This is a genomic window from Kitasatospora sp. NPDC034035 (assembly GCF_055575755.1).
Window position 1 is genome coordinate 85,831 of the sequence record NZ_JBVISA010000006.1, and the last position, 21,296, is coordinate 107,126.

15 protein-coding genes, 1 pseudogene and 1 riboswitch are annotated in these 21,296 nt (G+C 72.6%); of the genes and pseudogenes, 9 read left to right on the plus strand and 7 right to left on the minus strand.

The genetic code is table 11. From position 1 onward, the window contains the following. The first annotated feature begins 4 nt into the window (after window positions 1-4). The 8 genes from ACZ52J_RS10705 (at window position 5) to ACZ52J_RS10740 (ending at window position 9,645) form a co-directional block, all read left to right on the plus strand. Window positions 5-1,282 carry an HD-GYP domain-containing protein gene (locus ACZ52J_RS10705; protein WP_465617534.1) on the plus strand — a complete coding sequence of 426 codons (1,278 nt, stop codon included), beginning with the start codon at window positions 5-7 and terminating at the stop codon, window positions 1,280-1,282. 369 nt (window positions 1,283-1,651) lie between these two features. After that, window positions 1,652-2,644 (plus strand): tetratricopeptide repeat protein, encoded by a 993-nt coding sequence (locus tag ACZ52J_RS10710; protein ID WP_360505667.1) that lies wholly within the window; start codon window positions 1,652-1,654, stop codon window positions 2,642-2,644. Between the two features lie 42 nt (window positions 2,645-2,686). Then, complete coding sequence (gene def, locus ACZ52J_RS10715) at window positions 2,687-3,340, plus strand: peptide deformylase (protein ID WP_396287753.1); 654 nt, start codon at window positions 2,687-2,689, stop codon at window positions 3,338-3,340. A gap of 142 nt (window positions 3,341-3,482) precedes the next feature. Then, window positions 3,483-3,986, plus strand: coding sequence for a flavodoxin family protein (locus ACZ52J_RS10720; RefSeq protein ID WP_465617536.1), 504 nt, complete (start codon window positions 3,483-3,485; stop codon window positions 3,984-3,986). A 145-nt stretch (window positions 3,987-4,131) separates the two neighbouring features. After that, window positions 4,132-4,854, plus strand: a complete 723-nt coding sequence (gene cseB, locus ACZ52J_RS10725) for a two-component system response regulator CseB (RefSeq protein WP_465617538.1) — start codon at window positions 4,132-4,134, stop codon at window positions 4,852-4,854. Between the two features lie 5 nt (window positions 4,855-4,859). After that, window positions 4,860-6,134, plus strand: a complete 1,275-nt coding sequence (locus tag ACZ52J_RS10730; RefSeq protein WP_465617540.1) for a sensor histidine kinase — start codon at window positions 4,860-4,862, stop codon at window positions 6,132-6,134. Window positions 6,135-6,338: 204 nt separating this feature from the next. Continuing rightward, window positions 6,339-7,076 carry an ABC transporter ATP-binding protein gene (locus ACZ52J_RS10735; RefSeq protein WP_465617770.1) on the plus strand — a complete coding sequence of 246 codons (738 nt, stop codon included), beginning with the start codon at window positions 6,339-6,341 and terminating at the stop codon, window positions 7,074-7,076. Between the two features lie 52 nt (window positions 7,077-7,128). Continuing rightward, window positions 7,129-9,645 (plus strand): ABC transporter permease, encoded by a 2,517-nt coding sequence (locus ACZ52J_RS10740; RefSeq protein WP_465617542.1) that lies wholly within the window; start codon window positions 7,129-7,131, stop codon window positions 9,643-9,645. A gap of 82 nt (window positions 9,646-9,727) precedes the next feature. Here ACZ52J_RS10740 and ACZ52J_RS10745 read toward each other — a convergent pair whose 3' ends face one another. Then, entirely contained in the window at window positions 9,728-10,786 is a 1,059-nt protein-coding gene (locus tag ACZ52J_RS10745) for a ferritin-like domain-containing protein (RefSeq protein WP_465617544.1), read from the minus strand. A gap of 295 nt (window positions 10,787-11,081) precedes the next feature. On the opposite strand from ACZ52J_RS10745, the pseudogene ACZ52J_RS10750 reads away from it, so the two are divergent. Then, window positions 11,082-11,198: pseudogene (locus ACZ52J_RS10750) on the plus strand (DUF397 domain-containing protein); the annotation flags it as partial. A gap of 63 nt (window positions 11,199-11,261) precedes the next feature. On the opposite strand, the gene ACZ52J_RS10755 reads toward ACZ52J_RS10750, so the two are convergent. The 6 genes from ACZ52J_RS10755 to ACZ52J_RS10780 form a co-directional block, all read right to left on the minus strand. After that, window positions 11,262-12,257 carry a ribonucleotide-diphosphate reductase subunit beta gene (locus tag ACZ52J_RS10755; RefSeq protein WP_465617772.1) on the minus strand — a complete coding sequence of 332 codons (996 nt, stop codon included), beginning with the start codon at window positions 12,255-12,257 and terminating at the stop codon, window positions 11,262-11,264. Window positions 12,258-12,277: 20 nt separating this feature from the next. Further along, window positions 12,278-14,698, minus strand: a complete 2,421-nt coding sequence (locus ACZ52J_RS10760; protein ID WP_465617774.1) for a ribonucleoside-diphosphate reductase subunit alpha — start codon at window positions 14,696-14,698, stop codon at window positions 12,278-12,280. A gap of 191 nt (window positions 14,699-14,889) precedes the next feature. Beyond that, a riboswitch (cobalamin riboswitch) is annotated at window positions 14,890-15,015 on the minus strand. 82 nt (window positions 15,016-15,097) lie between these two features. Next, window positions 15,098-16,435 carry a GH12 family glycosyl hydrolase domain-containing protein gene (locus ACZ52J_RS10765; protein WP_465617546.1) on the minus strand — a complete coding sequence of 446 codons (1,338 nt, stop codon included), beginning with the start codon at window positions 16,433-16,435 and terminating at the stop codon, window positions 15,098-15,100. A 95-nt stretch (window positions 16,436-16,530) separates the two neighbouring features. Further along, window positions 16,531-17,847, minus strand: coding sequence for a glycoside hydrolase family 26 protein (locus tag ACZ52J_RS10770; protein WP_465617548.1), 1,317 nt, complete (start codon window positions 17,845-17,847; stop codon window positions 16,531-16,533). After that, window positions 17,847-19,895 (minus strand): glycosyltransferase family 2 protein, encoded by a 2,049-nt coding sequence (locus ACZ52J_RS10775; protein WP_465617550.1) that lies wholly within the window; start codon window positions 19,893-19,895, stop codon window positions 17,847-17,849. The genes ACZ52J_RS10770 and ACZ52J_RS10775 overlap by 1 nt, the downstream gene beginning before the upstream one ends. Before the next feature lie 252 nt (window positions 19,896-20,147). Then, window positions 20,148-21,278, minus strand: coding sequence for a DUF2510 domain-containing protein (locus ACZ52J_RS10780; protein ID WP_465617552.1), 1,131 nt, complete (start codon window positions 21,276-21,278; stop codon window positions 20,148-20,150). Window positions 21,279-21,296: the final 18 nt, after the last annotated feature.

Below are 21,296 nucleotides of genomic sequence, written 5' to 3' on the forward strand. Positions count from 1 at the left end.
TGCCGTGCACGTGGCCGCCGCCGCGCTGCTGGCGCTCGCGCTGGGCGCGGTCGCGGTGCGCGGGGTCGCGGAGCCCAGGGTCGCGCTGGCGTTCATCGTGCTGATCGCGCTCGGCGAATGCGTCCGCATCACCCTTCCGGGGGATCGCGAACAGGCGCCCATCGGCGCGGCCGGCGCGCTGGCCTACGCGCTGCTCGGGCCGCTGCGCGGAGTGCCGACCGCGCACGGGACGCTCCAGGTGGTCGCGGCGACCGGCGTCGGCCTGCTGCTGGCCTGGCTGCCCGGGCTCGCCCTGTCGCACCACCCCGACCGCCCGCACCGCCGCCCGCCCTGGGCCGACCCGGCCCGTCGCGACAGCGCCGCCCGTCGGCTGCTCGCCGTCGGCTTCGCGGCCGCCGTCTTCCAGCCGCTGTACAACGGCGGCCTGGTCGACCGCTTCTCGCCCGAGGGCCCGGCGTACGGGGCGTTCCTGACGGCCGTCGCCGCGCTGGCCGCGCTGTGCGACGCGACCCTGGCGGCCCTGCTGCGCCGTTCGGGGGGCGGACTGCGGTTCCCGGCGGCCCTGGAGGACGAGCTGCGCTCGCTGTTCGGCATCGGCTCGGCGATCGTCGCCACCGGCATGCTGGTCAGCCTCGCGGCCGGTGAGGTCGGACTCTGGGCGCTGCCGCTGTTCTGCACCCCGCTGCTGCTCGCCCAGGTGTCCTTCCGGCGCGCCGCGGCGGTGCGGGCCACCACCGGGCAGACCATCGCCAGCCTCGCCCGGGCCACCGAGGTGGCCGGCTACACCCCGCACGGGCACGCGCGCCGGGTCGCGGACACGGCGTGCGCCCTCGGGCGCGAGCTGGGCCTGGGCACCCGCGAGCTCGCCCTGTTGGAGTACGCCGCGCTGATGCACGACGTCGGCCAGCTCTCCCTGGTCGAACCGGTGCCGGACGGTGCCACCGCGGTGCTGCCCTGCGCCGAGCAGCAGCGGATCGCCCGGCTGGGCAGCGAGGTGATCAGCCGCACCGGGGTGCCCCGGCAGGTCGCCGAGCAGGTCGCCCGGCTGGCCGACCCCTGCGCCGGGCCGGCCGGCGGCGAGGGCCCGGTGCCGCTCGCGGCCCGGATCATCCGGGTCGCCAACGCCCACGACGACCTGCTCACCGCGGCCCGCGGCCGGGGCGTCGGCGAGGCGGTCGGGCGGCTGGAGGCGCTGGAGGTGATCCGGCTGGGCCGCGGCCGGGTCTACGACGCCCGGGTGGTGGACGCCCTGGCCCGGGTCGGCGGACAGGCCCGCGGCTGAGGTTCGGAGCTGCAGGTCAGGGCCGGGGTTCGGGGCTGCAGTTCGGGGCTTCGGCTCGGGGCCGCGGGCCGGACGTCGGGGCCGGGGCCCGTGGCCGGGGCGGGCGGGGGAGCGGGGCCGTCGGCCCGGGGTTTTCGGTCCGCCGAACGGGGTCCGCCCCGCCAGGGGTTGAGAGGGCGCGATCGGGCGGGCAGGCTGGGGAGGGGCGGCCCCAACCTCGGCGGTGGGGAGCGCGGGCGGGGGCGAGCGTGGTTGGATGCGGTCGTAGCGTGGAACACCGACCCGGGGCACCGAGCCCCGTACGCCGTCCAAGACGGTACGGGCACGGGTGGCACGGGACTTGAGCGGACGACGACGGCAGGGACGAACGTGAGGATCTTCCACCGGGCACGGCACCGGCCGTCCGCCACCTGGCGGCAGACGACCGACCGGGCCTTCACGCTGATCGGCGACGGCCGCTACGAGGACGCCGGCGCGCTGCTGGTGATGGCCGCCGACCTGGAGCCCTGGCTCTCCGACTCCTGGTTCAACCTCGCCCTCCTGCACAAGTTCCGCCGCGACTGGGAGCAGGCCCGCTCGGCCGGCCTGCGTGCCGTAGCCCTGCTGGACCGCGAACACGGCGCCCCCGACTGGTGGAACCTCGGCATCACCGCCACCGCCCTGCAGGACTGGCCGCTGGCACGCCGCGCCTGGCAGGCGTACGGGCTCAAGCTGCCGGGCGGCCCCGGCGGGCAGCCCGACGGTCCGGTCAGCCTGGACCTCGGCACCACCCCGGTGCGGCTCTCCCCGGACGGCGAGTCCGAGGTGGTCTGGGGCCGGCGCCTGGACCCGGCCCGGATCGAGGTCCTCTCCATCCCGCTGCCCTCCTCCGGCCGCCGCTGGGGCGAGGTGGTGCTGCACGACGGCGCCCCGCACGGCGAGCGGGTCACCGACGGCGTCGCCTACCCCGTGTTCGACGAGATCGAGCTGTGGGCGCCCTCCCCGGTGCCGACCTACGTGGTGCTGCTGCAGGCCGCCACGGCCGGGGACCGTGACGCCCTGGAGCGGCTCGTCGCCGACGCCGGCTACGCCGCCGAGGACTGGACCTCCTCGGTACGGCTGCTCTGCCGCGCCTGCTCGGAGAGCCGGATGGCCTCCGACGACGGGGTCGCCGCCCACCACGACCCGCACGATGACGGCGACGCCGCCCACCCCGGCCACCTCAGCCACCTCAGCCAGGGCGGCGCGGCCGGGATGTCCTGGCTGGTCGAGCGCGAGTGCGGGATCGCCGCCCCCGCCCACCTGGTGCGGGTGCTGCTGGACCGCTGGGTCACCGGCTCCCCGGGAACCCGGGCTTACCGGGATCTCGAAGAAGTCTGCTGAGTACCCTGGTGAGGTACGTGTAGACCTATGGAAGCGGAAGACATGGCGGACCAGGCCGAGCAGCACGACCACTCGCACGAGCACGAGCACGACGTGGAGGGGGCGGCGCCCGAGGCTCCCGTGAAGGTGGTCGGCGAGGAGCCCGACCTCGGCAGGGGCACCGCCCGTCCGATCACCGTCGTCGGCAACCCCGTCCTGCACCGCGAGGTCAAGGACGTCACCGCTTTCGACGACGAGCTCTCCGCGCTCATCGACGACATGTTCCAGTCCATGTACGCCGCCGAGGGCGTCGGCCTCGCCGCCAACCAGATCGGCGTGGACCTCAAGGTCTTCGTCTACGACTGCCCGGACGACGAGGGCGTGCGCCACATCGGCCACGTGATCAACCCGACGCTCGAGGAGTACCCGGCCGACCGCCGGCGCCTCCTCGACGACGGCAACGAGGGCTGCCTGTCCGTCCCCACCGCCTACGCCGAGCTGCCGCGCCCGGACTACGCGGCCGTGACCGGCGTCGACAAGGACGGCAAGCCGATCCGCGTCGAGGGCACCGGCTTCTTCGCCCGCTGCCTGCAGCACGAGACCGACCACCTGTACGGCACCCTCTACATCGACAAGCTGTCCAAGCGCGACCGCAAGGACGCCCTGAAGCAGATGGCCGAGGGCACGGCGAAGTACGCGACCGTGCCGAACGCCTGACGGCGGAGCGGCTGTCGGGCTTCGACGAAGGCCGGCGCGGACCCGTCCGCGCCGGCCTTCGGCGTTCCCGGCCGACGATGTCACGTTCTCCCGCCCCGTCCGGTCCATTCCTCGGAAGTGACCGAACGGAAGGGGAACCGTCATGAAGGCCGTCATCGTGTGCGCGTCCGTGTCCCACGGAAACACGAGGAGGATCGCCGAGGCCATGGGCCGGGTGCTGTCGGCCCCGGTGGTCGAGCCCGAACAGGTCGACGCGGCCGGGCTCTCCGGCTACGACCTGGTGGGCTTCGGCTCGGGGATCTTCACGGGGCAGTTCCACCCACGGCTGCGCCACTTCGTCCGGTCGGTTCCCGAGCGGGCTCCCCAGGGGCAACGGCAGGGGCAGCGGCAGCGGGCGTTCGTGTTCGCCACCAGCGGGCTGCCGGAGCTGCCGGTCCGGCCCTTCACCCGCCCCCTGGTGCGGCAGCTCGAACGGAAGGGCTTCGAGGTGGCCGGCGCCTTCTCCTGCCGGGCCTTCGACACCTGGCTCCCCTTCAAGCTGGTAGGCGGCATCAACAAGGCGCGGCCGGACGGCGACGACCTGGCGGCGGCGCGCGCGTTCGCCGAGGGGCTGCGGGCGGACGGCCCCGGCGGCAGCGCTGGGTGAGCCGGGCTCCTCGGGCGGGGTTCCGTATCGGGTGGGTATCAGCGAGCGCTCGGTCTGCCGTCGACCGGTTCCACACGGCGGGCGCGTCCGGTATCTGCCGTATCGTTCCCTTGTCCGCCGCCGAGGGAACTGGAGCCCGCCGCCCGTGTCCTCGCCCGCACCGTCCCCGCGCCCGGTCCGCGTGCTGCTGGTGGAGGACGACGACCTGATGCGCCGCTCCTTCACCGTCGCGCTGGAACGCTACGGCTACGAGATGACGGCCGCGGCCGACGGCCTCACGGGGCTGGAGCTGTTCCGGGCCGAGCAGTTCGACCTGCTCGTCCTCGACGTGATGCTGCCCGGACTCGACGGGATCGGCCTGTGCCGCCGGATCCGGGAGACCAGCCTGGTGCCGGTGCTGATGATGTCCGCGCGCGGCGACGGGCTCGACGTCGTCGCCGGACTGGAGGCCGGGGCGGACGACTACGTGGTCAAGCCCGTGGACACCTTCGTGCTGGTGGCGCGCATCCGCTCGCTGCTGCGGCGGGCGACGTACACACCCGTCCCCTCGCCCGAGGCCGCTGCCGCTGCCGAGGGCGAGGGCAAGGTCCTGGTGTTCGGGGACCTGACCGTCGACACCGCCGGCATGGAGGTGTCCGTCGGCGGACTCCCGGTCGCGCTGACCCCGACCGAACTCAAGCTGCTGCTGGAGTTCGCGGCCCACCCCGGCGTGGTGCTGGAGCGGCACACCCTGCTGCGCAACGTCTGGGAGTACGGCTGGGACGGCGACAGCCGGGTGGTGGACCTGTGCGTGCAGCGGCTGCGCCGCAAGCTCGGCCGGGAGCGGATCGAGACGGTCCGCGGCTTCGGCTACAAGCTCAAGCGCTGAACGCGATGCGTACGCTCCGTCGGCGTCGGGCCTCGCTGCGCTGGAAGATCGCCGCCCTCGCCGCCGCCACCGCCTGCCTGGTCGCGGCGGCGGTCGGCGTGCTGGTGCACCTGTGGACCGCCCAGGACATCCGCAGCCGCGCCGAGGCGCGGGCCTTCAACGCCGTGTACTCGGCCGTGGACGTCTACCGGCGCACCGGAGCACTGGCCGACGGCGCCGAACTCGACCCGGCCGACCTGCCCGCCGGCTTGCGGCACCCGGCCGACGGGAACCGGCACACCGCGTACGACGGACGCGTCGAGGGCAACGCGGGCCCGAGCGCCTGGGCCGCCCAGCGCACCGGCGGCCCGGGCAGCCCGGTGCTGGCCGTACGGATCAACATGGGCCCGGAGCTGTCCGATCTGCCCCGGCTGGACGTGGCGATGGCGGTGGCCTCGCTGCTCGCCCTCGCCGTGGCCACGCCGGCCGCGGTGTACGGGGCCGGGCTGCTCGCCCGCAGACTGCGGCGGGTCGCCGAGACCGCGGACCGCATCTCCGCCGGGGACCTCGACGCCCGCACCGGGCCCACCAAGGGCGACGACGAAGTGGCGGACATCGCGGCGACGGTGGACGCGATGGCCGACAGCCTCGGCCGACTGCTCCGGACGGAACGGCAGTTCACGGCCGACGTGGCACACGAGCTGCGCACCCCGATCGGCGGGCTGCTCGCCGCCGCCGACCTGCTGCCGGCCGGCGAGACGGAGAACCTCATCCGGGCGCGGGTGCGCGACCTGCGCGGACTGGTCGAGGACCTGCTGGAGATCTCGCGGCTGGACGCCGGGGCGGAACAGCCCGTACGGGCCCGGGTGCCGCTGGGCGCCGTCGTCCGGGAGGCCGTGGCGCGCACCGGGTTCGAGGCCGAGGTCTGCGTGGCAGCGGTTGCCGAGGCTGACACCGCGTCGGCGGCATCCTCGCCGTCGGCGTCGGTGGAGACCGACCCCCGGCGGCTGGAACGGATCGTCGGCAACCTCGTCGTCAACGCGCACCGGCACGGGGCCGCCCCGGTGCTGGTCACGGTCGAGGGACGCACCGTCGTCGTGCGCGACCACGGCCCCGGCTTCCCCGCCGACCTGCTGCGGCACGGCCCACGCCGGTTCCGGACCGGCGCCGCCGAGCGCGGCACGGGCCACGGGCTCGGCCTGACCATCGCGGCAGGACAGGCCCGACTGCTCGGCGCGGAGCTGAGCTTCGCCAACGCCGCGGACGGCGGCGCGGTGGCCACCCTGCGACTGCCGGACTGACGCGCTGCCGCACGACCGCTTGCTACGGAACTGCTTGCTGCACAACGCGTGCTGGACAGCCGCTTGCTACCGAACTGCTGCCGACTGGCGCGGGCGCTGATACACGGCGGCCCAGGGGCCTGATACGTGCACCGGACACCCTTCGACGTGCACCGATCCGCACCTCGAAGACGGAGTCCCCTCGTGACCGCCAACTCCCTCACCCTGCACACCACACCCGGGATCGCGGCCGCCACCGCCGACCTGACGAAGGTCTACGGCAACGGCGACACCCGGGTCACGGCGCTGGACCGGGTGAGCATCGCCTTCCGGGAGGGCGAGTTCACCGCGATCATGGGCCCGTCCGGCTGCGGCAAGTCCACCCTGATGCACTGCGCCGCCGGTCTCGACACCCCCACGTCGGGCTCCGTCCGGATCGGTACGACGGAACTGGGCGGCCTGGGCGACCGGCAGCTCACCCAGCTGCGGCGGGACCGGGTCGGCTTCATCTTCCAGGCGTTCAACCTGCTGCCCACCCTGACCGCGCTGGAGAACATCACGCTCCCGCTGTCGCTCGCCGGGCGGCGGGTGGACCGGGAGTGGCTGGAGCGCGTGGTGTCGATGGTCGGGCTGTCCCAGCGCCTCGGCCACCGCCCGGCCGAACTGTCCGGTGGGCAGCAGCAGCGCGTCGCGGTCGCCCGGGCGCTGGTCGCGCGGCCCGCGATCGTGTTCGGCGACGAGCCGACCGGCAACCTCGACTCCCGGGCCGGGGCCGAGGTCCTCGGCTTCCTGCGGGACTCCGTACGGGAGTTGGGCCAGACGGTGGTCATGGTGACGCACGACCCGGTGGCCGCCGGCTACGCGGACCGGGTGGTGTTCCTGGCCGACGGGCGGCTGGTCGACGAGATGGCGCACCCGACGCCGGACCGGGTGCTCGACGTCATGAAGTCCTTCGCCGGCTGAGCCGGCGCCGAGTCCGCGCCCCTTCTCCTCCCGACACCTCCGAAAGCTGCTCATGCTGACCACAGCCCTGCGCAACGTGCTGGCGCACAAGGCCCGTCTGCTGATGACCGTCCTCGCGGTCTGCCTCGGCGTCGCCTTCGTCTCCGGCACCCTGGTCTTCGCGGACTCCACCGCCGCCGCCCACCGGGCCGCCGCCACCAGGAACTTCGCCGACATCGCGGTCACCGTCACCGCGAAGGAGTCCCCCGCCGCGCCCGACCAGCCGAGCGTGCTGACGGACGCGCTCGCGCGCCGCCTCGCCGACGTGCCCGGGGTCGCCGCGGTCCGGCCGTCCGCCGACGGGAGCGCCGTCCTGAACGCGGCCGACGGCACACCGCTGCGGGTCAAGCCGGGGACGAACCTCGCGGCCGCGTACGACCAGGGGCGGTACCCCCTGGTCGAGGGGCGCGCCCCCGCCGCCGCCGAGGAGATCGCCGTGGACCGGGGCACCGCCGCCGCGGGCCGCCTCCACCTGGGGGACACGGTCACGCTCGCGACGGACGGCCCCGCCCTCACGGCGCGCCTGGTCGGCATCGTCACGACCCGGGACACCCGGGTCACGGCCGGCGGTACGCTCACCCTCTTCGACCGGGCCACCGCACAGCGGTTGTTCGCGACCCCCGGCCACTACACCGGCATCGACGTCTCGGCGGCCCCGGGCACCGGGCCGTACGAGCTGGCGCAGCGGATCGCCGGGATGCTCCCGGCGGACCGTGCCGAGACCACCACCGGACAGGCGCAGGCCGACCAACAGGCCATCTACGTCGGGGTGTTGACCCGGGGCTACCAGAAGATGCCGATGGTCTTCGCGGGCGTGTCCCTGTTCATCGGCTCGTTCCTCGTGGTCAACACCTTCACCATGCTCGTCGCCCGGCGCACCCGGGAGCTCGCGCTGCTGCGGGCGGTCGGCGCCACCCGCCGCCAGGTGGTCCGTTCCCTGCTGGCCGAGGCCGTGCTGGTCGGGCTCGCCGCGTCGGTGATCGGATTCATCGGCGGACTCGGCATCGCGTCCGTGCTGCCCCGGCTGCTGAGCGGCGACGGGAACCGGCTGCCGGAGGGCCCACTGGTGATCGGGCCCCGACCGGTGGCGGCGGCGCTGTTCGTCGGCGTCGGGGTGACCGTGCTGGCCGCCTGGCTGCCGTCGCGCCGGGCGGCGCGGATCGCACCGATCGAGGCGCTGCGCTCCGCCGCGCAGCCCGGTGGGCGCTCGTGGCTGCGTCCGATCGCCGGGGCGGTCCTGCTGCTGCTCGGCGTCGGTCTGCTGGTCTCGCTCGCGGGCTCGGCGAAGGACGCCTCGGAGGAGAACCTGCGCCGTGCGATGCTCGGCTGCGGCGTCCTCGTCGTCGCCCTGATCGTGCTGGCGCCGGCCCTCGCCGCCCCCGTGATCCGGGTGACCGGGCGTGTGATCCGGCGATTCGGCACCCCCGGCCTCCTGGCCCAGCAGAACGCGCTGCGCGACCCGAGGCGCACGGCGGCGACCGCCGCCACACTGCTCATCAGCACCGCGCTGGTCAGCGGGCTCGCCACCATCGGCAACTCGACCGGGCAGGCCCTGGACCGGCAGGTCGCGGACGGGCTCGGCGCCGACTACGTGATCAGCACCGGCAACACCATGACCGGCATCGACCCGGCCGCCGTGCAGCGGGTGGCCGGCGCCCCGGGAGTGCGGAGCGTCAGCGCGGTCGCGGACTCCACGGCGGTCGTGGGCGGTCGCGTCCGGGAGATCTCCGGCGTCGACCCGGCGGCCCTCGACCAGGTGATGAACCTCGACTTCGTGAGCGGCTCGGCGAAGGACCTCGGGCCCGGCCGGATCGCCGTCTCCAGCAGCGTCGCCCGGGAGACCGGGGTGAGCACGGGCGGGCAGGTCGACGCGCGCATCGGGCGGAGCGAGGAGTTCGCGCACTACACCGTGGTGGGCGTCTACCGGGACAACCCCACCGCCCACGATGTGCTGGGCACCCGCGACGAGGTGCAGCGCGACAGCTACAGGCCCGGCACCGTCCAGCGGGTCCTGGTGCGCGGCGAAGGCGCGACGGAGAACGGGCTGCGGACGGCGGTGGGCAACAACCCGCTGCTCAAGGTGCAGGACCGGGCCGCGCTGGTGCGCGAGGCGGCGGGGACGATGAGCGACCTGCTGACGCTGATGTACGGGCTGCTCGCGATCGGCGTCGTGATCGCCGCGCTCGGGATCGTCAACACGCTGGCGATGTCCGTCACCGAACGGACGCGGGAGATCGGTGTCCTGCGGGCCATCGGCATGGATCGGGCCGGCGTCCGTCGGATGATCCGCCTGGAGGCCGTGACGGTCGCCGCGTTCGGCACCCTGCTCGGCCTGGCCGGCGGGCTGTTCGGCGCCTGGGCGGTCGGGGCGCTGGCGGGCGGTGCGATGGAGCAGTACGCGCTGGCGCTGCCCTGGGGGACGCTGACCCTCGTCTGCCTGGGATCGCTCGCGCTCGGCGCGGTCGCGGCGGCCGTCCCGGCCCGGCGGGCGGCGGCCCTGAGCCCGCTGGAGGCCGTCGCGGAGGCGTGACCTGTCCGCTTGCCCTGCCCCCGCTTGCCCTGCCCCCGCCCGCCCGGCGTTCCGTGCCGGGCGGGCGGGGGCACGCGTCCGGTCAGTTGGCGACGAAGAGCCACTCCGGGCCGTAGACGAGGTGGGGGTCCGATGGGAGCTTGATGGCGTTGATCGTCCGTGCGGCGTCGCCCAGATCGCCCATGTGCCCGATCGCGTCGAAGAGCGAGTTCGGGTTGCCGCTCCAGGCCGAGCAGAGGGCGCGGAGCATGTCGCTGTAGGTCTTGTTGAAGTCGTGCAGCGCGGTGGCGGTGGCCTGGTCGGGCGTGTTGGCGGGGTCGTTGGCCCAGCCGCCCTCGGGGACACGGGCGACGGGGGCGGTGTCCGGGAGCGGGACGTCGGGGCCGGTGAACTCGAACCTCCCCGTGGTGGGGTTCTTGACCAGCTTCTTGCCGACGGCGATCTCCTTGAACGCGTAGTAGTGGGCGAGTTCGCCCGGGGCGCCCGGGAAGGGGTTGTCCGGGGATGCCGTGGTGCCCTCGCCCTGGGTCTGGATGATGTGGATCGCCTTCAGGACGTCGTCGATGGTGTTCATCGGGACGATGTCGTTGCCGGCGCCGTGGCTCGAGAGCGGGAAGGTCACCTGGTTCTGACCGGTGAGCAGGTGGGCGAAGTTGGGGAAGACGTCGGCGATCCGCTGGTAGAAGGCGCCGATGGTGTTGCCGTCGGCGGCGAAGGCGAGGGGGTTCTCGGGCTTCTCGATGTCGGAGAAGAGGCCCGCCGACTCCCGCGTCAGCCCGCTGAGGGAGACGACCAGCCCCGGGTTGACCCCGCCGGGCAGCTCGCCCGGGTACTTCGGGACGGTGGCGGGGTCGGTGAGGACGACGGTGCCGCCGATGCTGGTGAGCATGTTGCAGACCAGGCCGAAGTGCGACATCTCATCGAAGATGATCTCCCGGATGGTGTTGCGGACGGGTTGGGTGCTGTCCTGGCTGGTGATCGACCAGAGCGCGGTGGCGTAGGGCGGGATGGTGGACAGCTCCAGCATGATCGCCCGCTGCAGCGCGTCCTTGAGCTCCTGCTCCGTCCAGTCCTTCTCCGCGATGTTCATCAGCTGGACGATCGCGTCGCTCTCGTAGTCCAGGATTCCGGTCGTCGTCACCGTGGGCCCCTCTCGTCTCGTCGTACGGCTGTGCGCCGGACCGTAACCGGAGGTGGGCGGTACGTGTGCGTGCGGTGCCGGTGTGGCCCCGGGAGTTCAGCCGGACGGGTGGAGCACGCCGATAGCACTGCCGTGGTGCGTCGACCGGTGCGCGCATCTTCGTTGTGGCGCAGGAAGTCGAACCGGCCGACTTCCTGCGCCACCAAGGCCCGGCCGGCCGGGGTGCTCGTCGAGCGACGGCTATCGGCCCAGACCCTGAGCCGCTTCCCGATGGCGGGAAGCCCACTCCTTCAGCAGTGTCGTACCGGTACGTGACTCGAAGGACCCTGACGGGCCGGCTCTGCTCTTTCCGGCTGACGCGTGGTCCTCCTTCCTCGCCGGGGTCAAGTCCGGCGAGTTTTCTACCGACTGATACGACAGAGGTGCCCCGCACGGGCTGTGGCCGTGCGGGGCACCTCTGTCGTATCCGGCTCTTCTAGAAGTCGTCGTCGAAGGAGACCGAGCCCTCGACAGCCACCTGGTACGCCGACACCCGGCGCTCGAAGAAGTTGGTCAGCTCCTGGACGTTCTGGAGCTCCATGAAGCCGAACGGGTTGGTGGACCCGTACCGGATGGGCATGCCCAGGCGGGCCAGGCGCTGGTCGGCCACGGCCTCCAGGTACTGGCGCATCGAGTCGGTGTTCATGCCGGCCAGACCGTCGCCGCACAGGTCCTGGGCGAACTGGAGCTCGGCCTCGACAGCCTCCTCCAGCATCTCCGTGACCTGCTTGGCCATCTCCTCGTCGAAGAGGTCGGGCTCCTCCTCGCGCACGGTGTCGACGACCGACATCGCGAAGTCCATGTGCATGGACTCGTCGCGGAACACCCAGTTGGTACCGGTCGCGAGACCGTGCAGCAGGCCCCGGCTCCGGAACCAGTACACGTAGGCGAACGCGCCGTAGAAGAACAGGCCTTCCACACACGCCGCGAAGCAGATCAGGTTGAGCAGGAACGCCCGCCTGTCCTCCTTCGTCTGCAGCGAGTCGATGTGGTCGACCGCGTTCATGTACTTGAAGCAGAACTGGGCCTTCTGGTGGATGGAGGGGATGTTCTCCACCGCGGCGAAGGCCGCGTTGCGGTCCTCCGGGTCCGGAAGGTAGGTGTCGAGCAGCGTCAGGTAGAACTGGACGTGCACGGCCTCCTCGAACAGCTGCCGGCTCAGGTAGAGCCGCGCCTCCGGGGAGTTGATGTGCTTGTAGAGGCTCAGCACCACGTTGTTCGCGACGATCGAGTCGCCCGTCGCGAAGAACGCGACGAGGCGCCCGATGAGGTGGCGCTCGCCCTCGCTCAGCTTCGCCAGGTCGGCGACGTCCGAGTGAAGGTCGACCTCCTCGACCGTCCAGGTGTTCTTGATGGCGTCCCGGTACCGGTCGTAGAACGACGGGTAGCGCATCGGGCGCAGGGTCAGCTCGAAGCCGGGGTCGAGCAGCATCTTGCGGTCTTCGGGGGTGCTCACTGGCAGGCCTCGCAGGACTCGGGGTTCTCCAGGGAGCAGGCCAGCGCGGCCTCCTCCTCCGGGGTGAGGGTCGGGGTGCCCACCGGGATCGTGTTGGCCGGCACCGGCGCGGCGGCGCGGGCGGTACCCGACGCGGCCTGGGCGATGCGGGTGGCCGGGCGCGAACGCAGGTAGTAGGTGGTCTTGAGACCGACCTTCCACGCGTAGGCGTACATCGAGCTGAGCTTGCCGATGGTCGGCGCCGCCATGAACAGGTTCAGCGACTGGCTCTGGTCCAGGTACGGCATGCGGGCCGCGGCCAGGTCGATCAGCGCGCGCTGCGGCAGCTCCCACGCGGTGCGGTACAGCGACCGCACCTCGGCGGGCAGCCAGTTCAGCTCCTGCACCGATCCGTTGGCGTCGCGCAGCGCGTCGCGGGTCTGCTGGTCCCAGACGCCGAGCTCCTTGAGCTCGCGCACCAGGTACGGGTTGACCTGGAGGAACTCGCCGCTGAGCGTCTCGCGCTTGAACAGGTTGGACACCTGCGGCTCGATGCACTCGTACACGCCGGCGATGGACGCGATGGTCGCGGTCGGCGCGATGGCCAGCAGCAGCGAGTTGCGCAGGCCGGTCTCGGCGATGCGGGCGCGCAGCGCGGTCCAGCGGTCGGCCCACTGCGGGGCGGCCGTCGGGAAGTGGTCGATGTGCAGTTCGCCGCGGGCGGCGCGGGTCTCGCCGTACGCCTCGTGGCGGCCGAGCCGCTCGGCCAGGTCGGCGGAGCGCTCGTAGGCGGTGAGCATGATGCGCTCGGCGATCAGCGTGGACAGCCGGGCGGCCTCGGCGGAGTCGAAGTCGAGCCGCAGCTTGAAGAAGACGTCCTGGAGGCCCATCACGCCGAGGCCCACGGGCCGCCAGCGGGAGTTGGAGGTGCCGGCCTCGGTGGTCGGGTAGAAGTTGATGTCCACGACGCGGTCGAGGAAGGTGACGGCGGTGCGCACGGTGGCGTCGAGCCGCTCCCAGTCCATGGCGCCCAGCAGGTCGTCGGCGGACGCCCCGGGGGCCACGTGGGCGCCGAGGTTGACCGAGCCGAGGTTGCAGACGGCGGTCTCGGAGTCGTCCGTGACCTCCAGGATCTCGGTGCACAGGTTGGAGGAGTGCACCGTGCGGCCCGGCAGCGCGGTCTGGTTGGCGGCGCGGTTGGAGGCGTCCTTGAAGGTCATCCAGCCGTTGCCGGTCTGCGCGAGGGTGCGCATCATGCGGGCGTACAGGGTCTGCGCGGGGATGGTGCGCACGGCCTTGCCGGCCAGCTCGGCCTTGCGGTAGGCCTCGTCGAAGTCGGCGCCCCACAGGTCGACCAGCTCGGGCACGTCGGCCGGGGAGAACAGCGACCAGTCCGCGTTGGCGTTGACCCGGCGCATGAACTCGTCCGGGATCCAGTGCGCCAGGTTGAGGTTGTGGGTGCGGCGGGCCTCTTCGCCGGTGTTGTCGCGCAGCTCGAGGAACTCCTCGATGTCGGCGTGCCAGGTCTCCAGGTAGACGCAGGCGGCGCCCTTGCGACGGCCGCCCTGGTTGACGGCGGCGACGGAGGAGTCGAGGGTGCGCAGGAACGGCACGATGCCGTTGGACTTGCCGTTGGTGCCGCGGATCAGGCTGCCGCGCGAGCGGATGCGCGAGTAGGACAGGCCGATGCCGCCGGCGTGCTTGGACAGGCGGGCGATCTGCGCGTAGCGGTTGTAGATCGAGTCCAGGTTGTCCAGCGGGGAGTCGAGCAGGTAGCAGCTCGACATCTGCGGGTGGCGGGTGCCGGAGTTGAAGAGCGTCGGCGAGGAGGTCAGGTACTCCAGGCGGCTCATCAGGCCGTACAGCTCGGCGACTTCGCGCACGGACTGCTCGTTGTCGCCGACCGCCAGGCCACAGGCGACGCGGAGCAGGAAGTGCTGCGGGGTCTCGATCACCTTGCGGGTGATCGGGTGGCGCAGCAGGTAGCGGGACTGCACGGTGCGCAGGCCGAAGTACTCGAAGCGGTCGTCGCCCTTGGTGTCGATCAGCGCGTCCAGGGCGGCGGCGTGCTTGGCGACGAACTCCGCGGTGGTGTCGCCGATCAGGCCCTCGGCGTGGCCGACGGTGATCGAGGCGGAGAAGGACGTGGAGCCCTGGCTGTTCGCCTCGTCGACGATCTCCAGGGCGAGCAGGCGGGCGGCGAGCTTCGAGTACTGGGGGTCCTCGGCGATCATCGACGCGGCGGCGTCCACGGCCAGCCCGCGCAGCTCGGCGAAGTCCGAGCCGGCGTGGCGGCCGCGCAGCGCGGCGGCGGCGACATGGCCGGGGTCGACCTCGGTGAGGTCGACGCTGCGGTCGGTGAGCAGCCGCAGCAGGGCGCCGCCGGGGTCGGAGACCTTCGGGTCGGTGAAGGCGGTACCGGAGCCCTGGGCGGGCAGGGTGGCTGAGGCAGCGGTGGTCAAGGCGCTCTCTCCTGGCGGCGATCGTCGGCGGTGATCGGAGTACCGGGCGATCGGGGCAGGGGAGCACGCGCGCGGGCGCAAGCGGCGTCCGTGCGACGGTGGCATCCCCGGCCCGCCCGCGAGGCCCGGAAGGTACTGCTGGTGCTGGCGCGGCCTCTGCGGGAGGGCCGTGGCGCACGCTGTCGGCAGGTCATCGGACTCGCGGGCAGGGCTCTTGGAGCCGCTCGCTCACCGCTGCGGGGCAGTCCCGGATTCCCACCGGGTTCCCCTGCATCGACAGCAGGGATGAGCATACATCTAGTGGCGCGAGTCCGATGCAGCCCCACATGTAGTGTCGCGGGGCACGACTGTTCGACTCATCGTGCGATAATCTGCTCAGGCTGGAGGGTGCCATCCCTGGCCCGTACGGGCATCGCACGGGCGCATCCGCACCTGGGTGGTCCCGCCCGCGGAGGCGCTCGCAGAGGCGCCCGCGGAGGCGCTCGCAGTCCCGCTCGAGGAGGCGCTCGGACCGGCACTGGCGGCAGCGCTCGGACCCGCACTCCCGGCAGCACCCGGATTCTCGACGCAGCGCCCCGTGTCCTGGTTGGCGAGCTGTCCCGTGGGGGTCACCCGCCAGCGCTGGTCGGGCCGCGAGGTGCAGCCGGTGAGGACGGGGAAACCGAGGCCCGGGTCCTCGACGCAGCGCCCGTTCTGCCCGATCGAGCCGTTGTCCCCCATCGTCCAGGTCTGGGCCGGCGAGCCGTCGCAGGTGCCGGCGCCGACCGCGGCCGGATCGCCCGCCACCCGGCTGTCCAGACAGAGACCGGGCAGGGCCGAGGTGATCGCGCCGCTCGGCTGTCCGGCGGCGGCCTGGAACGAGAAGGAGTCGCTGCCGAGGCCGGCGCCGCCGTCCCAGATCTCGAACCCGGCCTGGACGGCGCACAGGTAGGAGCCGGCCGGGACGTAGCCGCGCTGGATGGCGTCGCGGGTGAAGGCCCGCAGGTCCAGGTCGGTGACGGAGGTCGTGCCGGTGGCCATCTCGTAGGTGATCAGGGTGTGGCTGCTCTTCTTCGGGGCCTCGTACACGCGGTAGGAGGTGCCGCCGACCTGTAGGTCGCCGGTCCGCTGGCCGAACGGGGTCTTGCCGTTGCCGCGCAGCCAGATCATCAGCTCGGCGCTCTCGGTGAAGGAGCAGCTGGTCCGGCTGTTGCTGTACCAGACGTCGTACGAGACGTTGTAGACGCCGCCGTCGACCTGGGTGGTCTGCCAACTGCTGGTCGCGTACCGCAGGTTGTCCACCGGGATGGGCAGCGGGCCGGTGCCGGGCTGGAGCTGGGTGCTGATGTGCGGGTAGGCGCCGGGGCCGCGGTCCGGGTCCGTGAGGCTGGCGGGGCTGATCCCGCTGCGGGTCACCCGGAAGTCGGTGCCGGCGCCGCTGCTGCTGATGCAGAGGCCGCCGGTGGCGTTCCACTCGTTCGGGTTGATCAGGTAGCGGCCGGAGTCGACGGCCTGGGACGGGTAGCGGTTCTGCCCGGTGGAGCAGATCTCGCCGGCGGTCGCGGCCGGCAGCGGGGTGACGGCCGTGGTCGCCCGGACGGGCGCCTGCGGGTCCCGCGAGTCGTGCGGGATCAGCACCGCGCACAGGGCCAGCACGATCGCGATGGTCGGCGCGAGCCACCACCACGGGCGCAGGCCGCGGCGCCCGGTTCCGGGCACGACGGGGTGGGTCATGGGGCTCTCGCCTCCCTGCTGCGGTGTCTGCGGCCGGTGCGCGGGCCGGGGCGGTGGTGTCGTAGGCCGGTACGCGGGCCGGGGCGGGGTCGTGCTCACCCGGCGGGCGTGGAACTCGACCGGGGCTTGGTCGCGGGCGAGGTCGGCTTCTTGACCGGAGGCTTCTGGGTGGTGGCCGACGGGCTGGGGGAGGCCGGCGCGTCGGGGGAAGGGGCGGGTGCCGGGGCCGGCGCCGTGACGGTCAGGGCCGGCTCGGAGTGGACGGTCCAGGGCGTGTTGTAGCGCGGCGCGGAGACCCCGGCGGCGAACGCCTGGGCGGCGGCGGGGGACGCGGCTACCCGCCAGTCGACCTCCTTCCTCGCCTCGTACCAGATCACGCCGATGATGTCGGGGTGCTGGGCGAGCTGCGAGAACATCTCGGTGATCCACTGTGCCTTCAGCCCCGAGGTGTCGGTGGCCCCGGTCTCGGTGATCACCACGGGCTTGTGGCTGAACGCCCGGATCTGCTCGATGGTCGGCTGGAAGATCTGGTCGAACGACTTGTACTTCTCGACGCCGGTGGTGCCGTAGTAGCCGGACAGGCCGACCCAGTCGACGTAGTCGTCGCCGGGGTAGAGCGTGTTCAGGCTGGTGGCGTTCTCGTAGTCGACGTTGGGGCTCCACACCCAGGTGACCCGGGTGGCGCCGGCCTGCTTGAAGATGTCGTGGACGTGCCGCCAGGCCTGGACGTACTGGCCCTTCTTGTTGCCGTTGGACTGCTCGGCCCAGGGGTACCAGTAGCCGTTCATCTCGTGGGCGAAGCGCAGGGCGACGGGGTAGCCGAGGCCCTTGATGCCGTCGGCCCAGGTCTTGATGTAGTCGTCGAACCTGCCGTCGATGATGTTGGAGAGGGAGTACTCCGGCTGCTCGCCGCGGAGCTTGTCCTCCTTGGCTTCCTTGCGGTAGTCCCAGGGCTCCCAGGCGACCATCGGCATGATGCCGCGTTCGGCGACGGTGTCGAAGACCCGGCGGTCGAACTTCCGGTCCCACCAGCCGACCGAGAACTCCAGCACGTTCGGCTGGTGCTTGACGGCCGCGGTGAACTCGTCGAGCGGGCCGAGGTCGTAGGGGCCGGGCTTGGTCATGATGCCGGTGAACGCGCCGCCGGCCGGCGGGAACTGCGGGGGCGGGGGCGGTGTGGTGGGCGTCGCTGCCGCCGTCGGGCTCTGGCCGGCCGTCGCGGGGGTGGCGGTCGGTGACGCGGCCAGGGCGGTGGTCAGCCAACTCGGCATCGCCGTCGGGGCGGCGCCGGCGAAGGTGTACGGCTCCAGGTCGTGCGCACGGGAGAGCCGGGGCGCCAGGACGAAGGTGTACCCGACCATCAGGGCCAGGGCGACCAGGGCGGCGATCCGGGGGACGGTGATCCGCAGCATCAGCGGCTCCTCCGCTCGGTCCGGGAGCCGGCCCGGGCCGGCTCCAGCAGCTCCTCGAACTCGTCCTCGGCGAGGGCTCCTTCGACGGGTTCCTCGGATTCCTCGACGGCTTCTCCGAAGGCGTCCTCGACGTTTTCTCCGACGGGTCCTCCGACGGCTGCCCCGGTGCGCGGCGGTTCGGTCCGCTGGGAGGGCAGGTGGCCGGGCAGCCGGTCGGCGGCGGGCGCCTCGGCGGCCCTGGCCGCGGCGGCCCGCTGGGCCCGGGCCTCGCGGCGTCCGCTGACGAAGGAGATCACCAGCGGCGCGAGACCGGTGAACAGGCTGACGCCGGCCCAGAACCGCAGGATCCAGATGTCGTGGTGGAGCGTGAAGCTCGCGCCGAGCAGCCCGCCCGCGACCGCCGCCCACAGCAGGTGCAGCCGGAAGGTCGACAGCGACTCGGCGCTGCGCAGGTCGCCCTTGGCGGTGACGGCGTAGGCGAGCGGGCGGCGCAGCAGCGCCGCGATCGCGGCGGCGACGTAGACCGGGCCGGCGAACATGGCCAGCCCCATGCCGGCCACGCCGATCTCGCGCCGCTCGTGCGCGGCCAGGTTGAAGCGGCGCAGCCACAGCCACAGCACGAACCAGCTGCCCATGCTGGCGCCCCACAGGGCCATCCAGTGGGTGCTGTTGAGGTGGATGGAGGTGACGCCGAGGGCCAGGTAGACGGAGGTGGCGAGGCTGCCGAGGACGGTGTTGATCGCCACGCTCGGGTAGTAGAACTGGACCAGGCCGTAGAGCACCCGCTGGCGCAGGCGCAGCTTGATGCCGGAGCGCAGCCGGCTCTTGAGCAGGATCTCCCAGATGCCGTACGCCCAGCGCTTCTGCTGGTTGAAGTAGTCGGTCCAGGAGGTCGGGCCCTCGCCGACGGCGAGAACGTCGGGGGTGTAGACGCCCTTCCAGTGCCGGTCGGTCTCCGGGTTGACGGAGGCCTGGACCCGCATGCTGGTGAGGTGGTCCTCGATGATCGAATCCTGGTAGCCGCCGATCTGCTGCCAGGCGACCGGCCGGTACAGGTGGTTGGTGCCGATCAGCAGCGGCGCGTCCATGCCGTTGCCGCCGCGCTCGACCAGGCCGGAGAACAGGTACTGCTGCACGGAGGCACCGTGGGCGACCCAGTTGTCGTACATGTTGCCGTACACCTGGGGGGCGACCACGAAGGCGACGTCGGGGTCGCGGAAGTATCCGAGGGTGCGCTCCAGGAAGCAGGGCAGCGGGACGTGGTCCGGGTCCATCTGGGCCACCACGTCGTAGCCGTGCTCGTGCTCGGCGCGCCAGGAGTTGTGGTTGCCGGACTTGGTCTTGGCCCGGAACTCGCCCTCGGCCTGGTTGTACTCGGGGCGTCCCTTGCGGCTGAAGTGGTGGACGCCGAGCCGGGCGGCCATCTCCTTGACCCGGTCGTCGTTGCCCTCGTCGAGGATCCAGACGTCGACCCGGCCGTCGTACTCGATCCGCAGCATGGCGGCGAGGGTCCGCTCGACGATCTCGATCGGCTCCTTGGAAGGCACGATCGTGGTCAGCACCGCGACCCGCAGCCCGGGCGGCGGAGTGACCGGCACCGGGTCCTTGGCGCGGAACGCGAAGACCCAGACGGCGAGGTTCTGAACCAGCCGGATCACTTCCACCGTAATAACGGAACAGAAGCAGATACGCGCCAGGTTGATCCGCCAGTCCGGGGACCAGCCGACGTGGGAGCTGGGGATGTGCTCGGGGAGGAGCAGCCAGCCGACGAAGACGAGGCCGGCCAGAGCGTTGACCGCCACCAGGACGGTCATGACGAACTTGACGCCGCGTGAGGAAACCGAGCGGTAACGGACGGCGCCGCCGTCCTCGCCGGGGGTCAGCGGGCCGGCGGTCTCGGCGCACGCCACGTAGGCGCGCTGGGCGGCGCTGTTGCGCAGCTCCCTGCGGACGATGCGGCGTTCGTTCCGGGCCCGGGGCAGGACGCGCCCGTGGCGTCCGCGCGCCCGGTTGCCCTGCGTCGCCGTGTGTTCGTTGGTGGAGTCCACCGGTCAACCCCCGTACAGCTGCCCGGTCGTACCGGAGCCGCTGGTTCCCTGCTCGGTCACCGCCCGTCGACGTCCGACACCGGGCCGTCGGGTCGACGGTCGTACGGCGTGGCGGCGTCACTCATGGGCTTGGCTGATTGTCGTTCAAGCGGTCAGCATACGGGCCGTGGCCGAGCGCTCTCTGCCGGGGCCGGGAATGCCAAGGCTCCCGCAAGCCCCGCGGAAGGGCGGGGCCTACGGGAGGGACGAGCGTCAGGGCGTGATCTTGACGGAGTTCGCGATCTGGTCCATCAGCGCCAGCGGCGGAGCCTCCGCCGCCTGGTCCAGGCAGATCTGGAGCACCGGGACGGTGGTCGCCCCGGCCGCCGGCGTGACCTCGAGGACGCCGCAGTAGCTGTCCGGCGTGGACGAGGCACTGGACATCGGGACGTGCCACAGCGCGAGGTAGCCGTCCATGCCCTGGATCTTGACGGCCGACTGCTTCACCGGGTCCGGCGGCGTCGGCGCGTCCGAGCCGTAACGGGTGTTGTAGAGCAGCTGGCCCATGCCGAGCACCAGGGACTTCGGGTCGGACCAGCCGCCGTTGAACACCCGGAGGTTCTGGACGACCACGCCGCGGGTGCAGGCCCCGTTGCCGTGGCCCACGCAGGCGTACGGGTTGACCGCGTAGCGGACCTCGTTCGGGGCCTTGGCGTCGACCTGGACCTGCCAGTCCTGCGGCAGCATGAAGTTCATCTTCGAGTCCTGGCCGGTGATCTGCCGCCCGCCGGGGAGCTGCTGACCGCCGGTCAGGGCGGTGCCCATGAAGCCGTTCGGGCTCTTGGGGTCACCGGTGGGGGTCGCGGCCGTGGTCGAATCGGCCTTCGCCGAGCCGGGCTTCGCGGTCTTGTGGCCCAGGACGTAGCCGCCGCCCGCCATCACGACCGACAGCACCACGGCGCCGACGGCCACGAGTACCCGGCGCTTGGTGTTCTTCGGCTCGACGGTCTCGAACACCACCGAGGTGGGGATCGGCTTGGGCGTCGGCAGGCCGGGGGTCGGCGGGCCGGGCTGCTGCGGCGCCGGCCCGGGGGCCTGGGCCGGTCCCGGGGCCTGGCCCGGTCCGGACGTCTGGCCCGGTCCCGAAGTCTGGGTCGGCAGGGTGGCCAGCGTCGGAGCGGCCGGCGCCGTGGGCGCCGGCGGAACCTGCACCGCCGGGCTGACGGCCGTCGGCGCGGCAGCGTTCTGGACGGCATGGCCGGGGAACGGGCTCGCGGGCATGCCGCCGCCTCCCGGCTTGGCCTGAACCTTGTCGGTCCAGGTCGAACCATCCCACCAGCGCAGCGTATTGGGCTGCCCGGAAGGGTCCTCGTACCAGCCGCTAGGCGGACTCCCCGTCGTCATGCGGCGGATACTAGCAGC